The following is a 22,130-nucleotide window of genomic DNA, read 5'->3' on the forward strand; positions in this document are numbered from 1 at the left end:
GAGGAATGGTAACGATGGTGCAGGAACGCGGCACGACGCTCCCCCAGGCAGCGGTACCGGGCGGATCCACCCCCGGCCCCGCCCTCCGGGAGCCCGACATCCGCCGCCACGAACTGGCCGGCTTCCTGCGCAGCCGCCGCGAGCGCATCATGCCCGAACAGGTCGGCCTGCCGCGCGGCATCCGCCGCCGTACGCCAGGACTGCGCCGCGAAGAGGTCGCCCAGCTCTCCGCCGTGGGCGTCACGTGGTACACGTGGCTCGAACAGGCCAGGCCCATCCAGGTCTCCGCCCAGGTGCTCGACGCCCTCGCCCGCGCCCTGCTCCTCGACCCCAGCGAGCGTTCCCACCTCTTCGCGCTGGCCGGTGCCGTGGACCCCGCGCCCGGCGCGCCGAGCCCCACCATCACTCCATCGGTACGGCGGATGCTGGAGCGCCTGGAGCCCTTCCCGGCCTGTGTGCAGAACAGCCGGTACGACATCCTCGCGTACAACCGCACCTATGCCGTGATGATGTGCGACATGGACGCCCTGCCGCCCGAGGACCGCAACTGCATCTGGCTCGCCTTCACCAACGCGCAGTGGCAGGCCGCTCTCACCAGTCCCCGCGAGACCAAGCAGACCCTGGTGGCCCGCTTCCGCTCCGACATGGCCGAGCACCTCGCCGAGCCGCCCTGGAAGGCCCTGCTCGCGCGGCTGCGGAACGCTTCGCCGGAGTTCTGCGAGATCTGGGAGCGGCACGAGGTGATCGGCAACACGGGCCGGAGCAAGCGCTTCGTGAACGCGCGTGTCGGCACGCTCAACGTGGTCCACACGAACCTCTGGCTCGGACCGACGTCCGGGCCCCGGCTGGTCAGTTACGTCCCCGAGGACGACGAGTCCCAGGCCCGGCTGGAGAAGCTCCTGATGCTGAAGACGCTGGAGGCGCGGCAGCCGGCGGCGGTCTGAGAGGCCGCTCCCGGGGTCCGAGAAGACTCCCGGAATCCGAGGAGATTCGTTACGCCCGCGCCTCCGCCGCCTGAGCCCCCGCCGGGTCCAGCCGTTGTGCCGTACGCACCGCCGTACCCCGCGCCCACCGCCCGCTGCTCAGCAGCCCCACCAGCAACACGGCGAGACCACACCCCGTGATGATCCACCACGCCGGCCGGCTCGCGTCCGCGAAGTCGTGCTTACCCGCCGCCGAGGCCATCCGGCCCGTGGTCGACAGGGCCACCCCACCCGCCAGTACGGCCCCGATCACCGCGACCCCCAGCGTCTGACCGATCTGACGGCTGGTCGAGGCGACGGCGGCGGCCACCCCCGCCTGCGCGTTGGGCATGCCGGAGACGGCGGTGTTGGTGATCGGCGCGTTCACCATGCCGAAGCCGATGCCGAAGATCACGTACCCGGTGAAGAGCAGCGGAGTGTGCTGCTCCGCCTTGAATACGGCGAACAGCACCCCGCTCGCCGTCATCGCGATCCCGGCGACCAGCAGCGACAGCCGGGGCCCCCGGTTGCCCACCAGCCGCCCCGACAGCGGCGCGCACACGAAGGTCATGGCCGCCATCGGCAGGATGTACAGCCCGGCCTTCAAGGCGGACAGCCCCCGCACGTCCTGGAGGTAGAGCGTGTTCAGGAAGAGGAACCCGCTCAGCCCGGCGAACGCGCACACGGCGATCAGCGTCGCGCCGCTGAACGGCGCGCTGCTGAAGAACCGCAGGTCGATCAGTGGCTCGTCGCGCCTCGGCTCGTACAGGATCAGCGCGACCAGCGAGAGTATCGAGAAGCCCACGAAGGACAGGATCTCCGGCGAGGTCCAGCCGGCCTTGGGCGCCTCGATGATCGCGTACGTGAGGGTGGCGAGCACCCCGATGACCAGCAGCTGGCCCACCGGATCGGGCCTGCGGGCCTTGGGGGCGCGGGACTCGGGGACGTACCGCCAGGTCAGGATCAGCGCGGTGATCCCGATCGGGATGTTGAGCCAGAAGATCGCCCGCCAGCTGATGGTGTCCACCAGCAGGCCGCCGATGATCGGCCCCAGCGCCAGCGAGATCCCGACCACCGCGCCCCACGCCCCGATGGCGCGGGCGCGCTCGCGCCGCTCGGTGAAGGTGTTGGTGATGATCGACACCGCGACCGGGTTGAGCATGGAGCCGCCGATGGCCTGGAGGATCCGGAACGCGACGAGCGATTCCAGGTTCGGCGCGGCCGAGCAGAGCGCCGAGCCGACCGTGAAGATCACCAGCCCGGTCATGAAGACCTTGCGCCGCCCGATCCGGTCGGCCGTGGAGCCCGCGAGCATCAGCAGCGACGCCAGGACGAGGGTGTACGCGTCGATCGTCCACTGGAGCCCCGCCACCGACGCGTGCAGTTCCTTCTGCAACGTGGGCAGGGCGACGTTCAGGATGGTGTTGTCGAGGCTGACGATCAACAGGCTCATGCAGCAGATCACCAGCACCAGCGTCCGCCGCCGGGGGCTCAGCTCAGGCATGCGCACGATAGTACGTCTAACTAACCATTCTCGGCGGGAGGGGGTGGTGGGCCACAATGGTGAGATGACCGCAGCACTCCCACTCTCCGCGCCTCCGTCCGCCGCCCCGCTCGCGACGCTGTCTCCGCTGGCCATCGGCCCGTACGGGGTGCGTCCGCCGGTGGTGCTCGCGCCCATGGCCGGGATCACCAACGCGCCCTTCCGGACGCTGTGCCGCGAGTTCAGCGGGGGCAAAGGGCTGTTCGTCAGTGAGATGATCACCACACGCGCGCTCGTCGAACGCAACGAGAAGACGATGCAGCTGATCCGTTTCGACGCGTCCGAGACCCCGCGCTCGATCCAGCTGTACGGAGTCGATCCGGTCACCGTCGGCAAGGCGGTCCGCATGATCGTGGACGAGGGCCTGGCGGATCACATCGACCTGAACTTCGGCTGCCCGGTCCCCAAGGTCACCCGCAAGGGCGGCGGCTCGGCGCTCCCGTACAAGAGGCCGCTGCTCCGCGCGATCCTCCACGAGGCGGTCTCGAACGCCGGCGACCTCCCCGTCACGATGAAGATGCGCAAGGGCATCGACGACGACCACATCACCTACCTCGACGCGGGGCGGATCGCGGTCGAGGAGGGCGTCACGGCGATCGCCCTGCACGGCAGGACGGCGGCGCAGCACTACGGCGGTACGGCGGACTGGGACGCGATCGCGCGCCTCAAGGAGCACGTGCCGGAGATTCCGGTCCTCGGCAACGGCGACATCTGGTCGGCGGACGACGCGCTGCGGATGATGCGCGAGACCGGCTGCGACGGCGTGGTCGTCGGGCGCGGCTGCCTGGGCCGCCCGTGGCTGTTCGGCGACCTGGTGGCCGCCTTCGAGGGTACGGGGGCCCCGGCGCGCCCCGGCCTTCGCGAGGTGTCGGTCGTGATGCTGCGTCACGCGGAACTGCTGGGGGAGTGGATCGGCGACGAGGCACGCGGCGTGATCGACTTCCGCAAGCACGTGGCCTGGTACCTGAAGGGCTTCGCGGTCGGCTCCGAGATGCGCCGCCGCCTGGCGATCACCTCGTCCCTGGCCGAACTGGACGCGCTGCTCTCCGAGTTGGACCTGGACCAGCCCTGGCCGGACGGCGCGGACGGCCCCCGGGGCCGCACGTCGGGCAACAACCGGGTGGTCCTGCCGGACGGCTGGCTCAAGGACCCGTACGACTGCTCGGGCGTGAGCGCGGACGCGGAACTGGACACGTCAGGCGGCTGACGCCGCCTTTGCGTTGGTACGGCCCTCAGCGCGCGACGTACGCGACGAAGTCGCCCCAGGCGGCGGCGGAGACCGTGAGCGTTGCCCGGGCGGGGTCCTTGCTGTCGCGGACGGGAACGAGCCCGGCGAAGCCGTCGCCGACTTCGAGGCACTCCCCGCCGTCGCCGCTGCTGTAACTGCTCTTGCGCCAGCGGGCGGCGCTGAGATCGGGTCGGACGTTGCTCATGACTGCATCTCCTTCAGCGCGGTACGGATCATCCGGGCCGACTCGACGGGGCTGCACGCGTTGATCCGTGTCAGATCGTAGGACATCGCGCACTTCGTGACCCGATCAGGATCCATGAAGAGCTGGCCGGTGAAGTTCCCTTCCATGTAGGCGATCCGGGGCCTGTCCGGGAGGTCGAGAAGACACACGGTGGCGCCCAGACAGGGGTGCTCGCCCACGGCTGTCGGGACGACCTGGATGACCATGGCCGGGTGCTCCGCCATCTCGGCCAGATGACTCAACTGCTCGGCCATGACCTTGGTTCCGCCGATGGGGCGCCGCAGCAGGTCCTCCTCCAGGATGAACCACATGGCGGGGGGTTCCGCGCGGCGGAGGATGTCCTGTCGCTTGAGCCGGGTCTCGATGCGGTGCCCCAACAGGCCGTCGCCGGCCCGGGACCGCGCTCCTTTCATGAGCGCGGTCATGTACCTCTCCGTCTGCAACAGGCCGGGGACGAACGAGGTCGTGTAGGTGCTGATGGACGACGCGGTCGCTTCGAACTCGATGTACAGCTCCATCCAGTCGGCGACTACGGGCGTGTGAGCGGCGAACCGGTACAGCCGCTCGAACAACCCACCCGTCTCCAACGCGACGTCAAGCGCCGTCGCGTTCGCCAAGGTCGCCGGTACCAAACAGAGTTCGATCTGAGCGATACGACTCCCCGTCATATGCGCAACCGCCGCCAATTTCGTCTGGCTCCATCCCCGGGCCTCTCTACGGAGACGTAACTCCGCACCCAGGAACGCCTCCGGACTGGTGTACGGGTCCAACTCTTTGCCCGCCAAAGGAATCACCGCTCTTTACGCTCAGACCGTCAAGGGCTACCCCCTGTTGAGCCTAACCGCAGACACCGATTCTTGTTGCACAGACGGTGATGAAGCGATGACGGAGGGCCCAACCCCCATGTGTGACCGAGCCCTGGAACCCCCGGCCCCCGACGGATCGGCCCAGCTTGAGGCCACCGTGGACGGCCGGGGTTTCCATCGCCTCGTACCGGACGACGGGGCGGCCTACGCCCCGGTGACGGACGAACTGTTGGAGCGGGTGCTCCATGGACTGAGGCGGTTGGCGGAATGACGGACAAGAGCAACGCACGGCGAGTTCTCGCGCGGCTGACAGAGGAATTCGGCAAGGACGGCGTCCTGATCGTCCCCAAGCCCGACCCCGGCGCCGAAGGGGCGGATCTCATCCCCGGCTCCGCCCTCCGCTGGCCCCCCTGCGAATGCGGCAATTCCCTCTGCCCGGACTACAAAGAGCCGTCCGCGCGGGGCAACTCCTAAAAGGGCGGCTCCAAGGAGTACCCGTTCTCGCCGAGAGGGGCGGGCTTCGGTTCGGCGGCACGCTGTTCGGCCACGGTGGGGTGGACCGCGATCGCCTCGGCGGCTCGGCCCTGCCGGACGAGGACCTCGTACAGGTGCTCACGCGCCCTGATCGTGCCCACGGCGCGCAGTTCGTCGGCGGCGGCGTCAAGACGGCCGGCCCTGGTGAGGAGGTCGGCCTTGACGATACGTGGGTCGGTCCAGGGACGCGGATCGGCTTCGGCCACGGCGATCGCCTCGTCGACGCGGCCCAGGCCGGCGAGGGCCCAGGCCCGCCACCCGTGCTGGAACTCCTCGTGGCCGTGGTGGGGCACGACGCTGGGGTGCTCGACCAGGTGGAGCAGTTCCTCGGGGCGGTCGAGAAGCGCGACGAGGGGTGCCAGGAGGTTGGAGCAGTCGTACCAGCCGAAGCCGGGTTCGGCGACGGCGATCGCGTCGTCCAGCCGGCCGTCTGCCAGCAATGTGGCGGAGAGCCACGCGCGGTACCCGACCCAGTCGTCGGAGGTGATGGCGTCTCGCATCACGGCCTCGGCCTCTTCGGCGCGGCCGTGGCGGCGCAGGGCGTCGGCGTAGATGTCCAGGACGGCGTGCGCGTCCTGACCGGTGGCCAGGTCGCGCAACTCCTCCAGCCGCCCGTGACGTGCCAGCAGTTCGGCGTAGGCGGTGAGGGTGTTCTGGGTGAGGGAGCGGCGCCCGGTTATGTCCTGGCCGAGAACCCGGATCGCGTCGTCGGCGCGGCCCGCGCGTTCCAGCACCTGGGCCTGCGATTCCCGCGCATCGTGGGGGGCGATCAGCTCCAGCACCCGCTGGTCACGGTCGTACCCTGCGGTGATCTCCACCAGGACGGACAGGACGGGCAGGACGGACGGGCACGAGGTGCCGTCGAGATACGGGATGAGCAGGTCGATGGCCTCGTCCACGCGCCCCGCCTCGGCGAGCATCTCGGCGAAGTCACGGCACTCGGCCTCGGCCTCGGCCTCGGAGGCCGGGCCGGCTTCGTCCGGGCGGACCAGATCCAGGGCGTCCTCCGTCCGGCCCGACCGGAGCAGGATCCTGGCCTTCGCCCGCAGGGCGGTCCGCCATCCGGTCGCGGCGAACGGCTCCATGACGGCTAGCGCCCGCCCGAACTCCCCGGCCCGGCACAGCGTCTCCACCGCTCCCTCGGCGCAGAACCACTCGCCGCGTTCGACTGCCACCTGCGCGGCCAGGTCCAGGTGACCGTGTTCCAGCAGGAGCCCCACCCTTCTCGGCGAGATACCGCGATAGTTGCCCGCCTGCCACGCAAGATCGTCCACGTCCATGGGAGGAGAGTAGAGAAGCCCCCTGACATCTCACCGGGCGTTGTCAGTACCAGGTGTCAGGCTTACGACATGCTGATCGAGGGATACGAGGACGGCCCACTGGCCGCCGGGGAGCCGCTGCTGTCCCGCTCGGGTTTCTGGTCGAACTACCTACTAGCGATGTGCGCGGGTGGGACAGGCACCGAGCGTCCTGGACCACACCGGTTCGGCGAAGACGGCGCCGATGCCGACGCCTTGTCGGAGATCCTCCTGGACCCCGAGCGGTGGCCGGTGTTCCGGGTGCCCGCCTCGGAGGGCCCCGGAGTTGTGGTGGTCTCCCGCAACCTGGTCGGTGACTACGGCATCGACTTCCTCCTCACCTCCGCCGGACCGAGCGGCGCGCGGCGGATCGCGGGCGGGGAGGGGGAGGTGTCGGGAACGGGCCTGACCTGGCAGAACCTGCTGGCGATCGCGAACGACGCGGCGCCCACGGCCGAGGGGGTCCATGACCCCGACGCCCGCCTCCTCCTGATCCTGCCCCTCCTCAACGACCCGGACGTTCCGGAGGGAGCACCGGCGAGGATCAGCGCGGCGCTCACTGCGGTGGGGGTCCCCCAGTCCTCCGCCCCCAGCATCGCGGAGTATCTGCTCGGCTGTCTGACGAGCGGATCGTGGCACGATCCCTCGTGGCACTCACCGCTGAGCGGCGAACGCGCGGTTTCCAAGCCCCTGTTCACCGGCTGGGAAAAACCACTTGAACCACCTGCTTACGGTTTCCGTATGACGACAACTCTCCGCCTCGCCGAGGTGACCGCCGCGAACTTCGAAGACGCGATCGCAGTGAAGGTCCGCCCCGATCAGGAGCATCTGGTCGCGCCGGTGGTGAAGTCCCTGGCGGAGGCGTACGTCCACCCGGGCATCGCGTGGCCGCGCCTGATCCTGGACGGCGACCGGATCGTCGGTTTCCTGATGGCGTTCTTCGACATCGACTTCGCCGGTGACGGCACCGGCAAGGACATCCGCTCGGGCCTCTGGCGCCTCAACATCGCCGCCGGCGAACAGGGCCACGGGTACGGCCGCTTCGCGGTCGAGGCGGTGGCCACCGAGATCCGCCGCCGCGGCGGCACCCGCCTGACGGTCACCTGGCACCCTGGCGACGACGGCCCCGAGGGCTTCTACCTGGGCCTCGGCTTCCACCCGACCGGCGAGACGAGCGGCGACGAGCGCGTCGGCGAGCTGGAGCTGGCACGGTGAGCGCGGCGCCCGCGTGGCAGTTGGGCACGTGGGGGGTGACATCCGAGGAAAACCGTGGGCCTGCTGGTGTGTCAGTGGCTGGTGGCATACTCCGCCGGTATGTCTGAGCAGGTGTGTTTGAGGGGCGTCGAACCGGCCGATCTGGAAGCGTTCTTCGCGTACGAGCACGATCCTGAGGCCGTGCGGCGGGCCAACTTCCCGCCCCGGGAACGGGAAGCCTTCATGGCCCACTGGACCACCAACATCCTGGGGAATCCTACGGGCTTTGTGCAGGCCGTCACCGTGGACGGAGAGCTGGCGGGCAACGTGATGGCTTGGTGGGACGAGGGGCGCCGCTCCATCGGGTACTGGCTGGGCAGGCGGTACTGGGGGCGTGGGATCGGCACGCGGGCGGTGGCGTTGTTCTTGGAACAGGAGAAGGCCCGCCCCTTGTACGCGGATTCGTTCGTCGGGAACACCGGCTCGGTGCGACTGCTGGAGAGACTCGGCTTCCGGCGTACCGACACGGTCTGGTACGGCGAGCTTGAGCACGTCAGGTTGGTGCTCGACGAGCCGTGTGGGGGATGTGTGGCCGGGGTGGGCTGAACGGGTTCGTCCGGTTCTGGGGGCCGTCGGCGATCCGGACAGCAGGGCAGAGGTTTGCGTCAGATGTCCCTGAAAGGCGATTCGGTGGGCGGTGGGCGGGACAGTGCTGTTGCCGGGTCTGTCGGCTTCCGACCCGGGACCGTCACCGAACGCCGAACAAGGGAGTCCTGTCCGTGCCGTCCTTGTTGCACTACGCCGTCGTCACCGATCCGACCTCGCTACCCGCCTCGCAGCCCGGGGCGCCGTCCGTGGGGACGGTGTACGTCATCGTCTCCAACACCCACCAGTCCGATGTGAGGTGGGAATACATCGATGTGGAGATACCGGTCGGCACCGGTCCGTCCGACCTGACGGACGATCCCACGGTGATCAGCGCGAGTGCCGACCTGGACTACACGGCATGGCTTGAGCCGGCACCCGATTTCAGCTGGAACGCCGGCCTCGGGCGCTTTCGGGCCCATCACCCCCAAGGGGGCGGCAGATTAACCCTGCCTTACGACCAGTCGTTGATCCTGAAGCTGGACGGCATACCGGTTTCCGGTACGGCGGGGCTGATCCGGCTGCGCATACTGGAGAAGTCCGGTGGCGGTGACGACAACGTACCGATGCGGCGGGATCATTTCACCACCACGCTCGGATTGGTGAAGCAGGCCGCCCCGAGGATTCCGCGCAACTTCCGTCCGGAGAAGAATTCGTTGGTGGATGTGGATGCCGGTGGGAGTGTCGTTCTGAAGTGGGACGGGCCCGACAACCTCGATTACTGGATCCGTGATCCGGAAGGAAACGAGACGGTGGTCGCGACGGCGGCGGCCCAGGGATCTCCGGTGAGGCAACAGCCCTACATGTGGTCGCCCATCGTCCCGCCGAAGCGAGGTACCACGTACACCCTGGTGGCGGGGGTGCGGGGCACGGGACAGCCGGAGCAGGGGTACTTCCTCACCACCACCGTCCACGCACTCGTCCCCGAGTTCGGGAGCGGGACCCGTACGCCGTGGGTCGAGGGGACGGTCAACCAGGGCCGCGTCACCTTCTCCGCCGACGGCGCGGAGATCCGTAACGGCAGCGGAGGGTGGGGGACGATCCACGCCGACAAGGCCGACGTGAATGGCGTCAACACCAAGTGGGTGCAGGGGCGTGACACCAACGACGGTCGGATCGAGTTCCCCGACACCGGGCTCGACGTCTTCCACGGGCAGGGGCGGGAGTGGGGGACTGTCCATGCCGACAAGGCGGACGTGAACGGTGTCAATACGAAGTGGGTGCAGGGGCGTGACACCAACGACGGGTGGATCGAGTTCCCGGACACCGGGCTCAATGTCTTCCACGGGTCGGGGCGGGAATGGGGGAACGTCCACGCCGACAAGGCCGACGTGAACGGCGTCAACACCAAGTGGGTGCAGGGGCGCGACACCGGCGACGGCTGGATCGACTTCCCGAAGTCCGGGGTACGGGTATTCGCGGACGGGCAGAACGAATGGGGCACCCTCAAGGCCGGCAAGGCCGATCTGGACGACCTGATCACCGGCGAGGGAAAGGTGCGGGGGCACTTCATCGTGGAGGGAGGGATGAAGCTGAGCCACGAAGGCCAGTCGCTGTTCCTCACTCTTCCCGACCGGATCGTCTTCGAGGGGATCAACGACTTCAAGAAATGGGTGACGTTCGCCGACGGCCTGGCGGTCACCTACAGCAAGACAGGCTCCGTCTGGATCAGCAAGGCGTCCAAGGGACTGAGCGTCCACGGCGACCTCCAGGTCGACGGAGTCATCTCCGTGACAACCGGCGGCAACTCGCCGCAGGTCAGGACTCTGTAGCCAACGGCATGTCCGGCCCCGCCGTCCGGGCCAGCGGGGCCGCTGCCGCCGAGTTGGAGACGCTGAAGGCCACCGTGCCCGCGCGGTAGCGGTCGTCCGTCCATTCGATCGTGCGGCCCGCCGCCGTGTAGGTCAGGTAGCGCTGGCGCAGGAGGGGGCTGCCGCGGCGGACGTGGAGGAGGCGGGCGTCCTCGCTGCCTGCTGCCACCGCGTCTATCAGGTGCTCGCCGTAGTGCGCCACGATGCCCGCGTTCTCCGCGATGCTGTTCATGATCGAGACGCAGTCGTCGGGCAACTCCCGTACGGCGGGGGCCACCCAGTCCGTGTACGCCGTCCGCTCCACCAGGACCGGTTCGCCGTCCAGGCGCCGCAGGCGGAGCACGTACAGGACTTCGGCCCCCGCCGTCGTCCCGAGCCGGGACGCCTCTTCCGGGTTCGCGGGGCGGGTGACGCGGCTGAGGATCAGGCTCGACGGTTCGCGGCCCATCGCGTGGGCCCACTGCGCGAAGCTGTTCAACTGCTGGAAGCTGTGCCGCAGTTCCTGCCGCAGTACGACGCGTCTCGCCCCCTGCCGGGAGCCGATGAGGCCCTCCGAGGCGAGCAGGCCCACCGCCTGCCGTACCGTGCCGCGCGAGACCGACCAGCGGGCCGCCAGGTCGCTCTCCGACGGCAGCCGCGCCCCCACCGGATGCTCACCCGCCAGGATCGCCTGCCTCAGCGCCTCCGCGATCTCCAGATAGCGCGAACTCGGCACGCCTGCCCCCTCGGTCGATGAGCTGTACTCGGTGAGCCGTACCCGATGAGCTGTGCTCAGTGGGCTGGGCTCCATGAACCGGGCTTCATGAACTGTGCGCAGATGCGCCCACCCGTCGCGCACCCGCTCTTCACTCTAACCGCACGTGAAACCTGCGTGTCCAGGGAGGAGATGGCTCGTAAGATCCCGAAAAGTTCCTCCCTCGCGGCCGTGATCAGGTCGTTATGGGTATTTGTGTCTTCCTCGGGTCGTGTGGCCGCAGACACCGGACGTTCACTCACGCGACACCTGAACCGTGCGAACTGATGCCAGCTTGTATGAACAAGTGAGACCCACCCTCGCTCCCCGGGAGACCCAGCGTGACCCGACTCCGCGTCCGTCCCCACGGCAGGCTGATAGCCGCCGTGGCGCTCAGTACCGCCGCGCTCACCGCCCTCACCGCCTGTGGCGCCAAGTCCGACACCGCCGACGCCACCACGGCCGGCGGCGTCAAGGCCGGGGCCGCCACCTCCGTGGCCGACTTCGGCAGCATGGACGACCTGGTCGCCGCCGCCGAGAAGGAGGGGACGCTCAACACGATCGCGCTCCCGCCGGACTGGGCGAACTACGGCGAGATCATCAAGGCCTTCGAGGCCAAGTACAAGATCAAGATCAAGAACGAGACCCCGGACGCCGCCAGCGCCGACGAGATCAACGCCGTCAAGTCCCGCAAGGGCCAGGACCGCGCCCCCGACGTCGTCGACCTCGGTGTCCCGTTCAACCAGAGCGGCGCCGCCGAAGGCCTCTTCGCGCCGTACAAGGTCGCTTCGTACGACAAGATCCCGGCCGAGCAGAAGGACGCGCAGGCCCGCTGGTACAACGACTACGGCGGCTACATCTCCATCGGCTGCGACGCCTCGCGCATCAAGGTCTGCCCCACGACCTTCGCCGACCTCCTCAAGCCCGAGTACAAGGGCAAGGTCGCCCTCAACGGCAACCCGAACAAGTCCGGCTCGGCCTTCGGGGGCGTGTACGCGGCCGCCCTCGCCAACGGTGGCTCCTTCACGGACATCCAGCCCGGCATCGACTTCTTCGGCAAGCTGAAGAAGAACGGCAACTTCATCCCCGTCGAGTCCACCCCGGCCACGGTCGAGAAGGGCGAGACGCCCATCTCCATCGACTGGGACTACCTGAACGCCAGTTACGCGGGCGAGTTCAAGTCCAAGGGCCTCGACTGGAAGGTCTCCGTCCCCACGGACGGCGTCTACGCCCAGTACTACTCCCAGGCCATCAACAAGGACGCGCCGCACCCCGCCGCCGCCCGCCTGTGGATGGAGTACCTGTACAGCGCCGAGGGCCAGAACCTGTGGCTCAAGGGCTTCGCCCGGCCGGTCCTGCTGCCCTCGATGACCGCCGACGGCACGGTCGACAAGACCCTCGTCGCCAACCTCCCCCAGGTCGCCGGCACGCCGACGTTCCCCAAGTCCGCCGACCTCGACGCCGTCAAGGCCGTCCTCGCCAAGAACTGGGACAAGGCCGTCTCCTGATGCCCACCCAGACCCTGCCCGCACCGGGCGCCGCCGACGGCACACGCCGTCGGCGGCGGGCGCCGCGCGCCTGGCTCGGTACGCTGCCGCTGCTCGTCTTCGCCGGACTGTGCTTCGGACTTCCCGTCGGCGCCCTGCTGTACGGGGCCGTCACCCATAAGGAGCCGGGCCGGGCCACCTCGCTGACCGGCGAGAACATCACCACGACCCTCCAAGGGCCCTACCTCAACTCCCTTGCCGGAAGCGTGGAGTTGTCCGCCCTCACCGCCCTCGTCGGCACCGTCCTCGGCATGCTGATCGCCCAGGCCGTCGTCACCTCGCGCGGCGGCGCGCTGCGGGAGTCCGTCCTCACCGCGTCCGGGGTGCTCGCCAACTTCGGCGGCATCCCGCTCGCCTTCGCCTTCGTCGCCACCCTCGGCATCTCCGGTGTGGTCACCCAGCTCGTGCACCTCGACTCGCTCGGCTGGAACCTCTACTCCTTCACCGGCCTGTCCGTGATCTACCTCTACTTCCTCGTCCCGCTGATGGTCCTGATCAGCGTCCCCGCGCTGGACGGGCTGCGCCCGCAGTGGCGCGAGGCCGCGCAGAACGCCGGCGCCACCGACGGGCAGTTCTGGCGCCACGTCGGCCTGCCCGTCCTCGCGCCCACCCTGCTCGGCGGATTCGTGCTGCTCTTCGGCAGCGCCTTCGCCGCGTACGCCACCGCCGCCGCGCTGGTCGGCGGCTCCGTCCCGCTCGTCACCCTCAAGATCGCGGACGCGCTGTCCGGCAACGTCCAGGTCGGTCAGGAGAACGTGGCGCTCGCGCTGAGCCTCGACATGATCGTGATCGCCGGACTGGTCATGGCGGTCTATCTGCCCCTCCAGCGACGGAGCACCCGATGGCTGCACTGACCCCCACCGCGACCGCCGCCCCGCGCGACGACACGCCGTCGGACGGGGGCGGTACGGTACGGGCCCGGCGCCCCCGCCGCCGTATCTGGCGCGGTGTGGTCCTGGCCCTGGCGGGCGTCTACTTCGTCGTCCCGCTGCTGGCCTCGTTCGTCTTCACCGTCCACACCCCCGGACAGGGCGTCTCGTTCGACGCGTACACCGGCATCCTGTCCGCCGACGGCTTCACCCAGAGCCTGTTCCTCTCCCTGGGCCTGGCAGCCGCGACCATCGCGCTCGTCCTGCTGCTGACCGTGCCGGCGCTGATCGCGGTACGGCTCGGCGCGCCCCGGCTGCGGTCCGTCGTCGAGGTCGTCTGCATGCTGCCCCTGGTGGTGCCGCCGATCGCGCTGGTCAGCGGGATCACGACCGTACTGCGCTGGGGCCCGGACCACCTGTCCACCACCCCGCTCTACCAGACGTTCATCGCCGTCCAGGACGAGTCGTTCCCGCTGGTGCTGGTGTTCGCGTACACCGTGCTGGCGCTGCCGTTCGTCTACCGTTCGCTGGACGCCGGGCTGAGCGCGATCAACGTCACGACGCTCGTGGAGGCCGCCCGCAACTGCGGGGCGCGCGTCCCGTACACCGTCCTGCGCGTCATCCTGCCCAACCTGCGCTCCGCGCTCGCCAGCGCGTCCTTCCTGACCCTCGCGCTGGTGCTCGGCGAGTACACCATCGCCGCGCTGCTCGGATTCCGGCCCTTCGCGGTGTGGATCGTCTCGATCTCCGGCTCCGAGGCGCAGACTTCGGTCGCGGTGTCCCTGCTCAGCCTGCTGATCACCTGGCTCCTGCTGCTGGTGCTGTCCCGTGTGGGGTCCCGCTCGGGGGCCGGCGCCGGTGCCGCCGCCGCGGGGTCCGCGCCCGCCGGCGGCTCCGCACCCGGGACCAGCAGCTCGCCCACTGCCCCGTCCGCCTCGTCCGCCGCCAAGGAGTAGCCATGTCTTCCACGTCCACCGCGACCGCCGAGCGGCCCGGGGAGCCGGGCGCTCCCGGCGCCCTGGTCGAATTCCGGGGCCTGCGCCGGGAGTTCGGCCCCACCGTCGCCCTCGACGGCCTCGACCTGACGGCCAGGCCGGGCGAACTCCTCGCCCTGCTGGGCCCGTCGGGCTGCGGCAAGACCACCGCCCTGCGCGTCCTCGCCGGCTTCGAACACCCCGACGCGGGCGAAGTGCTCGTGGACGGGAAGGACATCACCGGGGTGCCGGCCAACCGCCGTGACGCGGGCATGGTGTTCCAGTCGTACAGCCTCTTCCCGCATCTCAACGCCCGCGACAACGTGGCCTTCGGCCTGCGGGTACGGAAGGTGTCGACCGCCGAGCGCCACCAGCGCGCGGACGAACTCCTCGAACTGGTCGGCCTGCCCACCCACGCCGGCCGCTTCCCGCACCAGATGTCCGGCGGTCAGCAGCAGCGCGTGGCGCTCGCCCGCGCGCTGGCCCTGCGGCCGCGTGTCCTGCTGCTGGACGAGCCGCTGTCGGCGCTCGACGCGAAGGTCCGCCTCTCGCTGCGCGAGGAGATCCGCCGGCTCCAGCTGTCGCTGGGCATCACCACCATCTTCGTCACGCACGACCAGGAGGAGGCGCTGTCCATGGCCGACCGGGTGGCCGTGCTCAACGCGGGGAAGCTGGAGCAGTGCGCGGCGCCCTCGGAGCTGTACGAGCGGCCCGCGACGGCGTTTGTCGCGGAGTTCGTCGGCACCATGAACCGGCTGCCCGGACGGCTCACCGACGGGGGCCGGGTCGAGGTCGCGGGCAGTGTCCTGCCCGTGGACGGCGAGATCCCGGCCGGGCGCGAGGTGGAGGTCCTGCTCCGTCCCGAGAACGTCACGGCGACGCCGGACCCGGACGGCACCGCCACGGTCGTCTCCGCGTCCTTCTTCGGCTCGGTGACCCGGGTCCTGCTCGACCTGCCCGGCGGGGGCACGGTCAAGGCCGACGTGGCATCGCGTGACGCGGGCGAGCTGGTGCCCGGGGTACGGGCGTCCGTCCGCCCGGCCGACCGGCCGGTGCTGGTCGTGGCAGCCGCCACCCCGTCCGCCGGGAAGGCGGCGTGAACACGCCGGCCCCACCACCACCCGCCGTTCCCCCGGCGGCCCCGTCGCCCGTCCCCTCACCCGCCGCCGTCCTCTTCGACATGGACGGCACCCTCGTCGACACCGAGGTGCTCTGGTGGGAGACGGCCGACGAGGTCGCCTCCGGGCTCGGCCACCGGCTCGGTGACGCCGACGCGCCCGAGGTCGTGGGGCGGGCCGTCCAGGACACCGCCGCCCATCTCGTACGGGTGGCGGGCACCGGCCACGCCGGGCGCGTCGCGGACGAGCTGGCCGGGTCCTTCTTCCGGCGCGTCGAGAAGGGCGCCCCGCTGCGCCCCGGCGCCCAGCGGCTGCTGGCCGAGCTGGAGCGCGCCGGTGTGCCGTTCGCCCTGGTGAGCGCGTCGCCCCGGGCCGTCGTGGACTCCGTGGTCGCCGGGGCCCTGGCCGAGGTGCGCTTCGCCTTCACGCTGTCGGCCGACGACACCGTACGGACCAAGCCGCACCCCGACCCGTACCAGGAGGCGGCCGACCGCCTCGGTGTGCCCACCGGGGCGTGTGTGGCCGTGGAGGACTCGCCCGACGGCAGCGCCTCGGCCCAGGCGGCCGGGTGCGCGGTCCTGGTGGTGCCGTCGATGCTGCCGGTGCCCCCGGCGGACCGGCGGTACTTCGCACGGAGCCTGGAGGACGTGGATCTGGGGGTGCTGCGCGCCTGCGCGGCCGGAAACGCTCCCGACGGCGGTCCTCACGGCCCTGCGGCAGAGTGATTCTTGCCACGTTTGATGCGGCACTCGCTCAGAAGAGCGAAATCAAGATCGCCGCGGGTGGCTGTACTTCCGAAAGGGTGGCACGCCGTGCCACCCTTTTCTCGTTCACTTCTCGAACTCAAACGATCCGAGTCACGCTCGCATGAGCGTAATAGGTCATGGGCAGGTCATGCCCGCTTCGGACTGTGAAGGGGCGCGGACGGGGGCGCGTTCCGTAGTTCGCTTTCGATCTGCTGGCGGACGGGTGGTTAAGGCCGTACGACGGTCAGGTGGACGTACCCCCACACCTTCGATCTGGGTATGTTCCCTCCACGTCAGGGCAGCCACCGCGTCGTCGAGGAGTCGAGACCCGTGTCGGAAAACGAAGACCACGAAGCCCACCCCGAGCGGGGCGAGCGCACGGAGAAGACCGAAAAGACGGAGAAGTACGTCTACGACTTCACCGAGGGCAACAAGGACATGAAGGGTCTCCTCGGTGGCAAAGGTGCCAACCTCGCCGAGATGACCAACCTCGGGCTGCCCGTCCCTCCGGGCTTCACCATCACCACGGACGCGTGCAACGTCTACCTCGACAGCGGTACGGAACCGGCCGCCCTGCGCGACGAGGTCAGCGCCCATCTCGACGCCCTGGAGCGGCGGATGGCCAAGAAGCTCGGCCAGTCCGACGACCCGCTGCTCGTCTCCGTACGCTCCGGCGCCAAGTTCTCCATGCCCGGCATGATGGACACCGTTCTGAACGTCGGGCTCTCCGACCACTCGGTCGCGGGGCTCGCCACCCAGTCCGGGGACGAACGCTTCGCGTGGGACTCGTACCGCCGCCTGATCCAGATGTTCGGCGCCACCGTGCTCGGCGTCGACGGGCACCTCTTCGAGGAGGCGCTCGAAGAGATCAAACACGCCAAGAAGGCCGCCACCGACGTGGATCTGGACGCCGGGGACCTCAAGAAGCTGGTCAAGCAGTTCAAGAAGATCGTCTCCCGCGAGGCGGGACGGGACTTCCCGCAGGAGCCCCGCGAGCAGCTGGACCTCGCGATCCGCTCGGTCTTCGACTCCTGGAACACCGGCCGCGCCAAGCTCTACCGCCGCCAGGAGCGCATCCCCGGCGACCTCGGCACCGCCGTCACCATCTGCTCGATGGTCTTCGGCAACCTCGGCCCCGACTCGGGTACGGGCGTGGCCTTCACCCGGGACCCCGCCAGCGGACACCAGGGGGTGTACGGCGACTACCTCCAGAACGCGCAGGGTGAGGACGTCGTCGCGGGCATCCGCAACACCGTGCCCCTCGCCGAGCTGGAGACCCTCGACAAGAAGTCGTACGACCGGCTGATGGCGATCATGGAGACCCTGGAGACGCACTACCGGGATCTGTGCGACATCGAATTCACCATCGAACGCGGGCAGTTGTGGATGCTCCAGACCCGCGTCGGCAAGCGCACAGCGGGCGCCGCCTTCCGGATCGCCACCCAACTGGTCGACCAGGGACTGATCGACGAGGCCGAGGCCCTCCAGCGTGTCAACGGCGCCCAGTTGGCGCAGCTGATGTTCCCGCGCTTCGCGGAGGACTCGAAGGGCGAGCTGCTCGGGCGCGGGATCGCCGCCTCGCCCGGCGCGGCCGTCGGCAAGGCCGTCTTCGACTCGTACACCGCGATCAAGTGGTCCCGCTCCGGCGAGAAGGTCATCCTGATCCGCCGCGAGACCAACCCCGACGACCTGGAAGGCATGATCGCCGCCGAGGGCATCCTGACCTCGCGGGGCGGCAAGACCTCGCACGCGGCGGTGGTGGCCCGGGGCATGGGCAAGACGTGTGTGTGCGGCGCGGAGGAGTTGGAGGTCGACACCAAACGCCGCCGGATGACGGCCGGTCAGATCGTCATCGAGGAGGGGGACGTGGTCTCCATCGACGGCTCGACCGGCAAGGTCTACCGGGGCGAGGTGCCCGTCGTCCCCTCGCCCGTGGTCGAGTACTTCGAGGGGCGCATGCACGCGGGCGCCGACGAGGCCGACGAACTGGTCGGGGCCGTCCACCGGATGATGGCGTACGCGGACCGGCGCCGCCGGCTGCGGGTGCGCGCCAACGCGGACAACGCCGAGGACGCCCTGCGCGCCCGCCGCTTCGGCGCCCAGGGGATCGGCCTGTGCCGTACGGAACACATGTTCCTCGGCGAGCGCAGGACGATGGTCGAGAAGCTCATCCTCGCGGACACGGACGACGAACGGGACCACGCGCTGGGGGCGTTGCTGCCCCTCCAGAAGAAGGACTTCGTCGAGCTGTTCGAGGCGATGGACGGACTGCCCGTCACCGTACGGCTGCTGGACCCGCCCCTGCACGAATTCCTGCCGGACATCACGGAGTTGTCGGTACGGGTCGCGCTCGCCGAGGCCCGCGAGGACCACAACGAGAACGACCTGCGGCTCCTCCAGGCCGTCCACAAGCTCCACGAGCAGAACCCGATGCTCGGCCTGCGCGGGGTACGGCTCGGGCTGGTCATCCCCGGGCTGTTCGCCATGCAGGTACGGGCCATCGCCGAGGCGGTGGCCGCCCGGACCCTCGCCAAGGGCGACCCGCGCGCCGAGATCATGATCCCGCTCGTCGGTACGGTCCAGGAGCTGGAGATCGTCCGGGACGAGGCGCTGCTGGTCATCGCCGAGGTCGAGCGGGCCACGGGGGTCGAACTGCGCCTGGCGCTGGGCACGATGATCGAGCTGCCCCGGGCCGCGCTGACGGCGGGTCAGATCGCGGAGGCGGCGGAGTTCTTCTCGTTCGGTACGAACGACCTCACCCAGACCGTCTGGGGCTTCTCCCGTGACGACGTCGAGGCGAGCTTCTTCACCGCGTACCTGGAGAAGGGCATCTTCGGGGTCTCCCCGTTCGAGACAATCGACCGGGACGGCGTCGGCGCGCTCGTCCGCAGCGCGTGCGAGGCGGGGCGCGCCACACGTCCCGGCCTCAAGCTGGGCGTGTGCGGCGAGCACGGCGGTGACCCGGAGTCGGTGCACTTCTTCCACGAGGTGGGCCTGGACTACGTGTCCTGCTCGCCTTTCCGGATCCCCGTCGCCCGCCTCGAAGCGGGGCGCGCGGCGGCGGCCTCGGCCGGGAGTGACTCCCGGTAACGGTCCGCTTTCCGACATATTCCAGGGCCTTCCGAACCACCGAACCACCGTTTGGCACACCCCAGAACACCGGAACCGCCCTTCGGTTCACCCACCCTCGCCGACCCGGGGGGCGGTTCCGGGGCACAGAGAAGGGGCGGGCGTCCCGTGCGGAGACGCCCGCCCCTTCGTCGTGCGCCGGCGCCACGTACGTCGTGCGCACCGGCCCCCGGGCGTCCGGCCGCCCTACTCTCGTCATGGCCGCGTCATCTTTCTTCGCGGGCGCCGAGAATTATCGAGGAACCATGGAAATTGACAGCGGGCGGAGCGCGGCCTGCGGATCCCCACCCACAGACCGCGCTCCATTACCCGGGCCGGACATGGAGCCGCAACCGCGAACGACCGCCGCCGAGCGCAGAAAGCCCCCCACGGCCTTCACTGCGCTTTACGCTCGTTCAGGTTTCATGCCCGACGGGGTATAGCTTTTCGCTTGGGACCGTACCTCCGCGATAGGTTTCAACTGTGGCTGAAACTCCGTGGTGACCGCCTGTGATGGCGTGCATACTCGGTGGTGGGGATAATTGCGGATGCAACCAGCGGTGAACGGGTGGGATTTGAGTGCTGCGTATTCATTTCACGGGGAAGGATCTCGGCGGGGTCCGGATGGCCGGAGGACCCGACCCCCTGTGGGAAACGATTCTCAGCTTTCACCGAATACGGGATCGGCGCGGCCCGCTCGTCTTCGGCGAATGGCGAACGGAAACCCGCAGCCGGCTGAATGGTGAAACACGGCTGCTCTCCGCGCTCGTTCCCCAGCGCGGCTATTTCCCCGATTTCCTGACCCCGTCCGAGGGCCGGTACGGGCTCGACGCCGGCCTGGAGGCCCTGCGCGCGACCACCCCCGAGCGCATCCGCGCGGAACTGGCCCTGCTCGCCTCGGGCCGGGGCGGGCGCAAGTCCCGCCCGGCGCGCAAGGACGCCGCCCGGCTCACCGACTCCACCCGCCTCGCCGACCTCGCCGACGGCGAACCGGCCCCGCTGGCCCGCCTCGTGGAGGTGCTGCGTGTCTACCACCGGGCCGCCGTCGAGCCGTACTGGCCGCACATCAGGGCCAGGGCCGACGCGGACCGCGCGCTGCGCGGCCGGGCCCTGCTCGACGGGGGCGCGGACGAACTGCTCGCCACCCTCCCGCCGATGCTGCGCTGGCGCGCCCCGGTCCTGGAGGCGGACTACCCGGTCGACCGCGAACTGCACTTGAACGGCCGGGGGTTAAGGCTCCAACCGTCCTTCTTCTGCCGCAGCACCCCGGTGGTCCTCCACAACCCGGCGCTGCCGCCCGTCCTCGTCTATCCCGTCACCCACTCCGACGTACCGGTGCCCCACGAACGGCCGGACGCGCGCCTCTCGTTGGGCCGGCTCGTCGGCCACACCCGCTCCGCCGTCCTCGAAGCCATCGAGCACGGCTGCACGACCAGCGAACTGGCCCGCAGAACCGCGGTGTCCCTCGCCTCGGCGAGCCAGCACGCCTCCGTCCTGCGGGAGGCCGGCCTGGTCGTCACGCTGCGGCACGGCAGTTCCGTACTGCACACGCTGACCCCCCTGGGCGCCGCCCTCCTGCGGGGCGGCGCCCCCACCGACGGGTGTTACGCCCGGAACGGGCCCGTCACCTCGTAGGTGATGCCGCCGGACGAACTCCCGCTCGTACCGCGCTGGCTGGAGAAGTACAGCCGCCTGCCGTCGGGGGAGAAGGCGGGCCCGGTGATCTCCGAGGCGGACTGCCCGCCGACCCGCAGGAACGGCGCGACGACGTCGTCCGGGGTGATCACGCAGATCTCCAGATTCCCGCCGTCCTCCGCCACGAACAGGTCCCCGGACGCCGACCCGGTGACGTTGTCGACACCGGTGAGCGGCGCCGTACCGGACACGAGCGAGTCGTCGTAGGCGAGTTCGAGGGTCGAGGCGGCCGCGTTGTACTGCCAGACGCGGTTGTCGCCCTTGGTGGTGAACCAGCAGGTGTCGTTGGCGTAGTAGCAGCCCTCGCCGCCGTTGAACCGCTTGGCGCCCGACACCTGGTTACGGGTCGCGGTGGCGCCGCTCGGGTCGGGAACGGTCTTCCACGTGACGGGCCCGCTGGTGGCCGTGCCCGCGACGAGCACCTCCAGCCGCCCCGCCGACAGATCGCCCCACGTCGAGGGCGTGAAGCGGTAGAAGCACCCGTCGGTGGTGTCCTCGGTGAGGTAGATCGTCCGCCGTACGGGGTCGGCGGCGGCGGCCTCGTGCTTGAACCGGCCCATCGTGTCCCGCCGTACCGCCGCCTTCACACCCCACGGATCGGTCTCGTACACATACCCGCGGTCGACCTCCTCGCAGGAGAGCCAGGTGTTCCACGGGGTCTTGCCGCCCGCGCAGTTCTGGTGCGTCCCGGAGAGGATCCGGTACGCGCCGGTGATCGCCCCGGTCGAGGAGAAGCGGACCGCGCCCGCGCCGCCCGACGGATCGATCTCCGAGTTCGAGACATAGATCCAGCCGGTGCCGTCCGCGTAGCAGGCCCCGCCGTCGGGCGCGTTGTGCCAGGTGTACGCCGTACCGGACACCTGCTGCCCGGACCGCGCGATCACGCGGCTGGTGAACCCGGCGGGCAGCCGGATGTTGTTGCCGTCCGCCGCGCCGAGGGCCCCGTAGGGCCCGGCGCCCGGCTGGGCGGGCGCGGCAAAGGCGGCGCCGCGCCACAAGGTGCCGCCGAGAGCGGCGGCCGACGTGCCGATGACGGCTCCGCGCAGGAAACTGCGACGTTCCACTGGTCGCTCCA

20 protein-coding genes are annotated in these 22,130 nt (G+C 69.9%); 14 read left to right on the forward strand and 6 right to left on the reverse strand.

All coding sequences use genetic code 11. The features are described from left to right. Positions 1-5 precede the first annotated feature (5 nt). Entirely contained in the window at positions 6-944 is a 939-nt protein-coding gene (locus OG349_RS25035; RefSeq protein WP_327236725.1) for a helix-turn-helix transcriptional regulator, read from the forward strand. 49 nt (positions 945-993) lie between these two features. On the opposite strand, the gene OG349_RS25040 is transcribed toward OG349_RS25035, so the two are convergent. Then, positions 994-2,466, reverse strand: coding sequence for an MFS transporter (locus OG349_RS25040; protein WP_327236726.1), 1,473 nt, complete (start codon positions 2,464-2,466; stop codon positions 994-996). 64 nt (positions 2,467-2,530) lie between these two features. On the opposite strand from OG349_RS25040, the gene dusB reads away from it, so the two are divergent. Then, a complete protein-coding gene (gene dusB / locus OG349_RS25045) occupies positions 2,531-3,712 on the forward strand; it encodes a tRNA dihydrouridine synthase DusB (RefSeq protein ID WP_327236727.1) in 1,182 nt (393 codons plus the stop codon). Between the two features lie 25 nt (positions 3,713-3,737). Here the strand turns inward: dusB and OG349_RS25050 are convergent, their stop codons facing one another. Then, entirely contained in the window at positions 3,738-3,938 is a 201-nt protein-coding gene (locus tag OG349_RS25050) for a DUF397 domain-containing protein (protein ID WP_327236728.1), read from the reverse strand. After that, positions 3,935-4,771, reverse strand: coding sequence for a helix-turn-helix domain-containing protein (locus OG349_RS25055; protein WP_327236729.1), 837 nt, complete (start codon positions 4,769-4,771; stop codon positions 3,935-3,937). The genes OG349_RS25050 and OG349_RS25055 overlap by 4 nt, the downstream gene beginning before the upstream one ends. Positions 4,772-4,880: 109 nt before the next feature. Here OG349_RS25055 and OG349_RS25060 point away from each other — a divergent pair, with 109 nt between their 5' ends. Both OG349_RS25060 and OG349_RS25065 read left to right on the forward strand, forming a co-directional pair. Then, complete coding sequence (locus OG349_RS25060) at positions 4,881-5,054, forward strand: hypothetical protein (protein WP_327236730.1); 174 nt, start codon at positions 4,881-4,883, stop codon at positions 5,052-5,054. Next, a complete protein-coding gene (locus tag OG349_RS25065) occupies positions 5,051-5,257 on the forward strand; it encodes a hypothetical protein (RefSeq protein WP_327236731.1) in 207 nt (68 codons plus the stop codon). Before OG349_RS25060 ends, OG349_RS25065 begins: the two co-directional genes overlap by 4 nt. Here the strand turns inward: OG349_RS25065 and OG349_RS25070 are convergent. Beyond that, on the reverse strand, positions 5,254-6,597 hold the full coding sequence (locus OG349_RS25070) for a hypothetical protein (RefSeq protein WP_327236732.1): 1,344 nt from the start codon (positions 6,595-6,597) through the stop codon (positions 5,254-5,256). The two genes, OG349_RS25065 and OG349_RS25070, sit on opposite strands and share 4 nt — an antisense overlap. 759 nt (positions 6,598-7,356) lie before the next feature. On the opposite strand from OG349_RS25070, the gene OG349_RS25075 reads away from it, so the two are divergent. From OG349_RS25075 to OG349_RS25085, 3 genes are all read left to right on the forward strand, one after another. After that, positions 7,357-7,830: a GNAT family N-acetyltransferase gene (locus tag OG349_RS25075; protein ID WP_327238712.1), complete on the forward strand. Its 474-nt coding sequence runs from the start codon at positions 7,357-7,359 to the stop codon at positions 7,828-7,830. 99 nt (positions 7,831-7,929) lie between these two features. Beyond that, a complete protein-coding gene (locus OG349_RS25080; RefSeq protein ID WP_327236733.1) occupies positions 7,930-8,415 on the forward strand; it encodes a GNAT family N-acetyltransferase in 486 nt (161 codons plus the stop codon). A 173-nt stretch (positions 8,416-8,588) separates the two neighbouring features. After that, complete coding sequence (locus tag OG349_RS25085) at positions 8,589-10,226, forward strand: hypothetical protein (protein WP_327236734.1); 1,638 nt, start codon at positions 8,589-8,591, stop codon at positions 10,224-10,226. On the opposite strand, the gene OG349_RS25090 is transcribed toward OG349_RS25085, so the two are convergent. Then, the gene (locus OG349_RS25090) at positions 10,213-10,980 is read right to left on the reverse strand and encodes a GntR family transcriptional regulator (protein WP_327238713.1); all 768 of its coding nucleotides are present in this window, start codon (positions 10,978-10,980) and stop codon (positions 10,213-10,215) included. The two genes, OG349_RS25085 and OG349_RS25090, sit on opposite strands and share 14 nt — an antisense overlap. Positions 10,981-11,339: 359 nt before the next feature. Here OG349_RS25090 and OG349_RS25095 point away from each other — a divergent pair, with 359 nt between their 5' ends. The 7 genes from OG349_RS25095 (at position 11,340) to OG349_RS25125 (ending at position 20,995) form a co-directional block, all read left to right on the forward strand. Then, positions 11,340-12,506 (forward strand): ABC transporter substrate-binding protein, encoded by a 1,167-nt coding sequence (locus tag OG349_RS25095; RefSeq protein ID WP_327236735.1) that lies wholly within the window; start codon positions 11,340-11,342, stop codon positions 12,504-12,506. Next, positions 12,506-13,399, forward strand: a complete 894-nt coding sequence (locus OG349_RS25100; protein WP_327236736.1) for an ABC transporter permease — start codon at positions 12,506-12,508, stop codon at positions 13,397-13,399. Before OG349_RS25095 ends, OG349_RS25100 begins: the two co-directional genes overlap by 1 nt. Then, positions 13,387-14,370, forward strand: coding sequence for an ABC transporter permease (locus OG349_RS25105; protein ID WP_327236737.1), 984 nt, complete (start codon positions 13,387-13,389; stop codon positions 14,368-14,370). The genes OG349_RS25100 and OG349_RS25105 overlap by 13 nt, the downstream gene beginning before the upstream one ends. A gap of 2 nt (positions 14,371-14,372) precedes the next feature. Then, complete coding sequence (locus tag OG349_RS25110; RefSeq protein ID WP_327236738.1) at positions 14,373-15,488, forward strand: ABC transporter ATP-binding protein; 1,116 nt, start codon at positions 14,373-14,375, stop codon at positions 15,486-15,488. Then, complete coding sequence (locus tag OG349_RS25115; RefSeq protein ID WP_327236739.1) at positions 15,485-16,231, forward strand: HAD family hydrolase; 747 nt, start codon at positions 15,485-15,487, stop codon at positions 16,229-16,231. Before OG349_RS25110 ends, OG349_RS25115 begins: the two co-directional genes overlap by 4 nt. Positions 16,232-16,690: 459 nt before the next feature. Continuing rightward, complete coding sequence (gene ppdK / locus OG349_RS25120; RefSeq protein WP_327238714.1) at positions 16,691-19,342, forward strand: pyruvate, phosphate dikinase; 2,652 nt, start codon at positions 16,691-16,693, stop codon at positions 19,340-19,342. Between the two features lie 597 nt (positions 19,343-19,939). Beyond that, positions 19,940-20,995, forward strand: a complete 1,056-nt coding sequence (locus tag OG349_RS25125; protein WP_327236740.1) for an ArsR/SmtB family transcription factor — start codon at positions 19,940-19,942, stop codon at positions 20,993-20,995. Here the strand turns inward: OG349_RS25125 and OG349_RS25130 are convergent. Beyond that, positions 20,965-22,119 carry an alkaline phosphatase PhoX gene (locus OG349_RS25130; RefSeq protein ID WP_327236741.1) on the reverse strand — a complete coding sequence of 385 codons (1,155 nt, stop codon included), beginning with the start codon at positions 22,117-22,119 and terminating at the stop codon, positions 20,965-20,967. The two genes, OG349_RS25125 and OG349_RS25130, sit on opposite strands and share 31 nt — an antisense overlap. Positions 22,120-22,130: the final 11 nt, after the last annotated feature.

The organism is Streptomyces sp. NBC_01317 (assembly GCF_035961655.1).
Classification (GTDB): Bacteria; Actinomycetota; Actinomycetes; order Streptomycetales; family Streptomycetaceae; genus Streptomyces.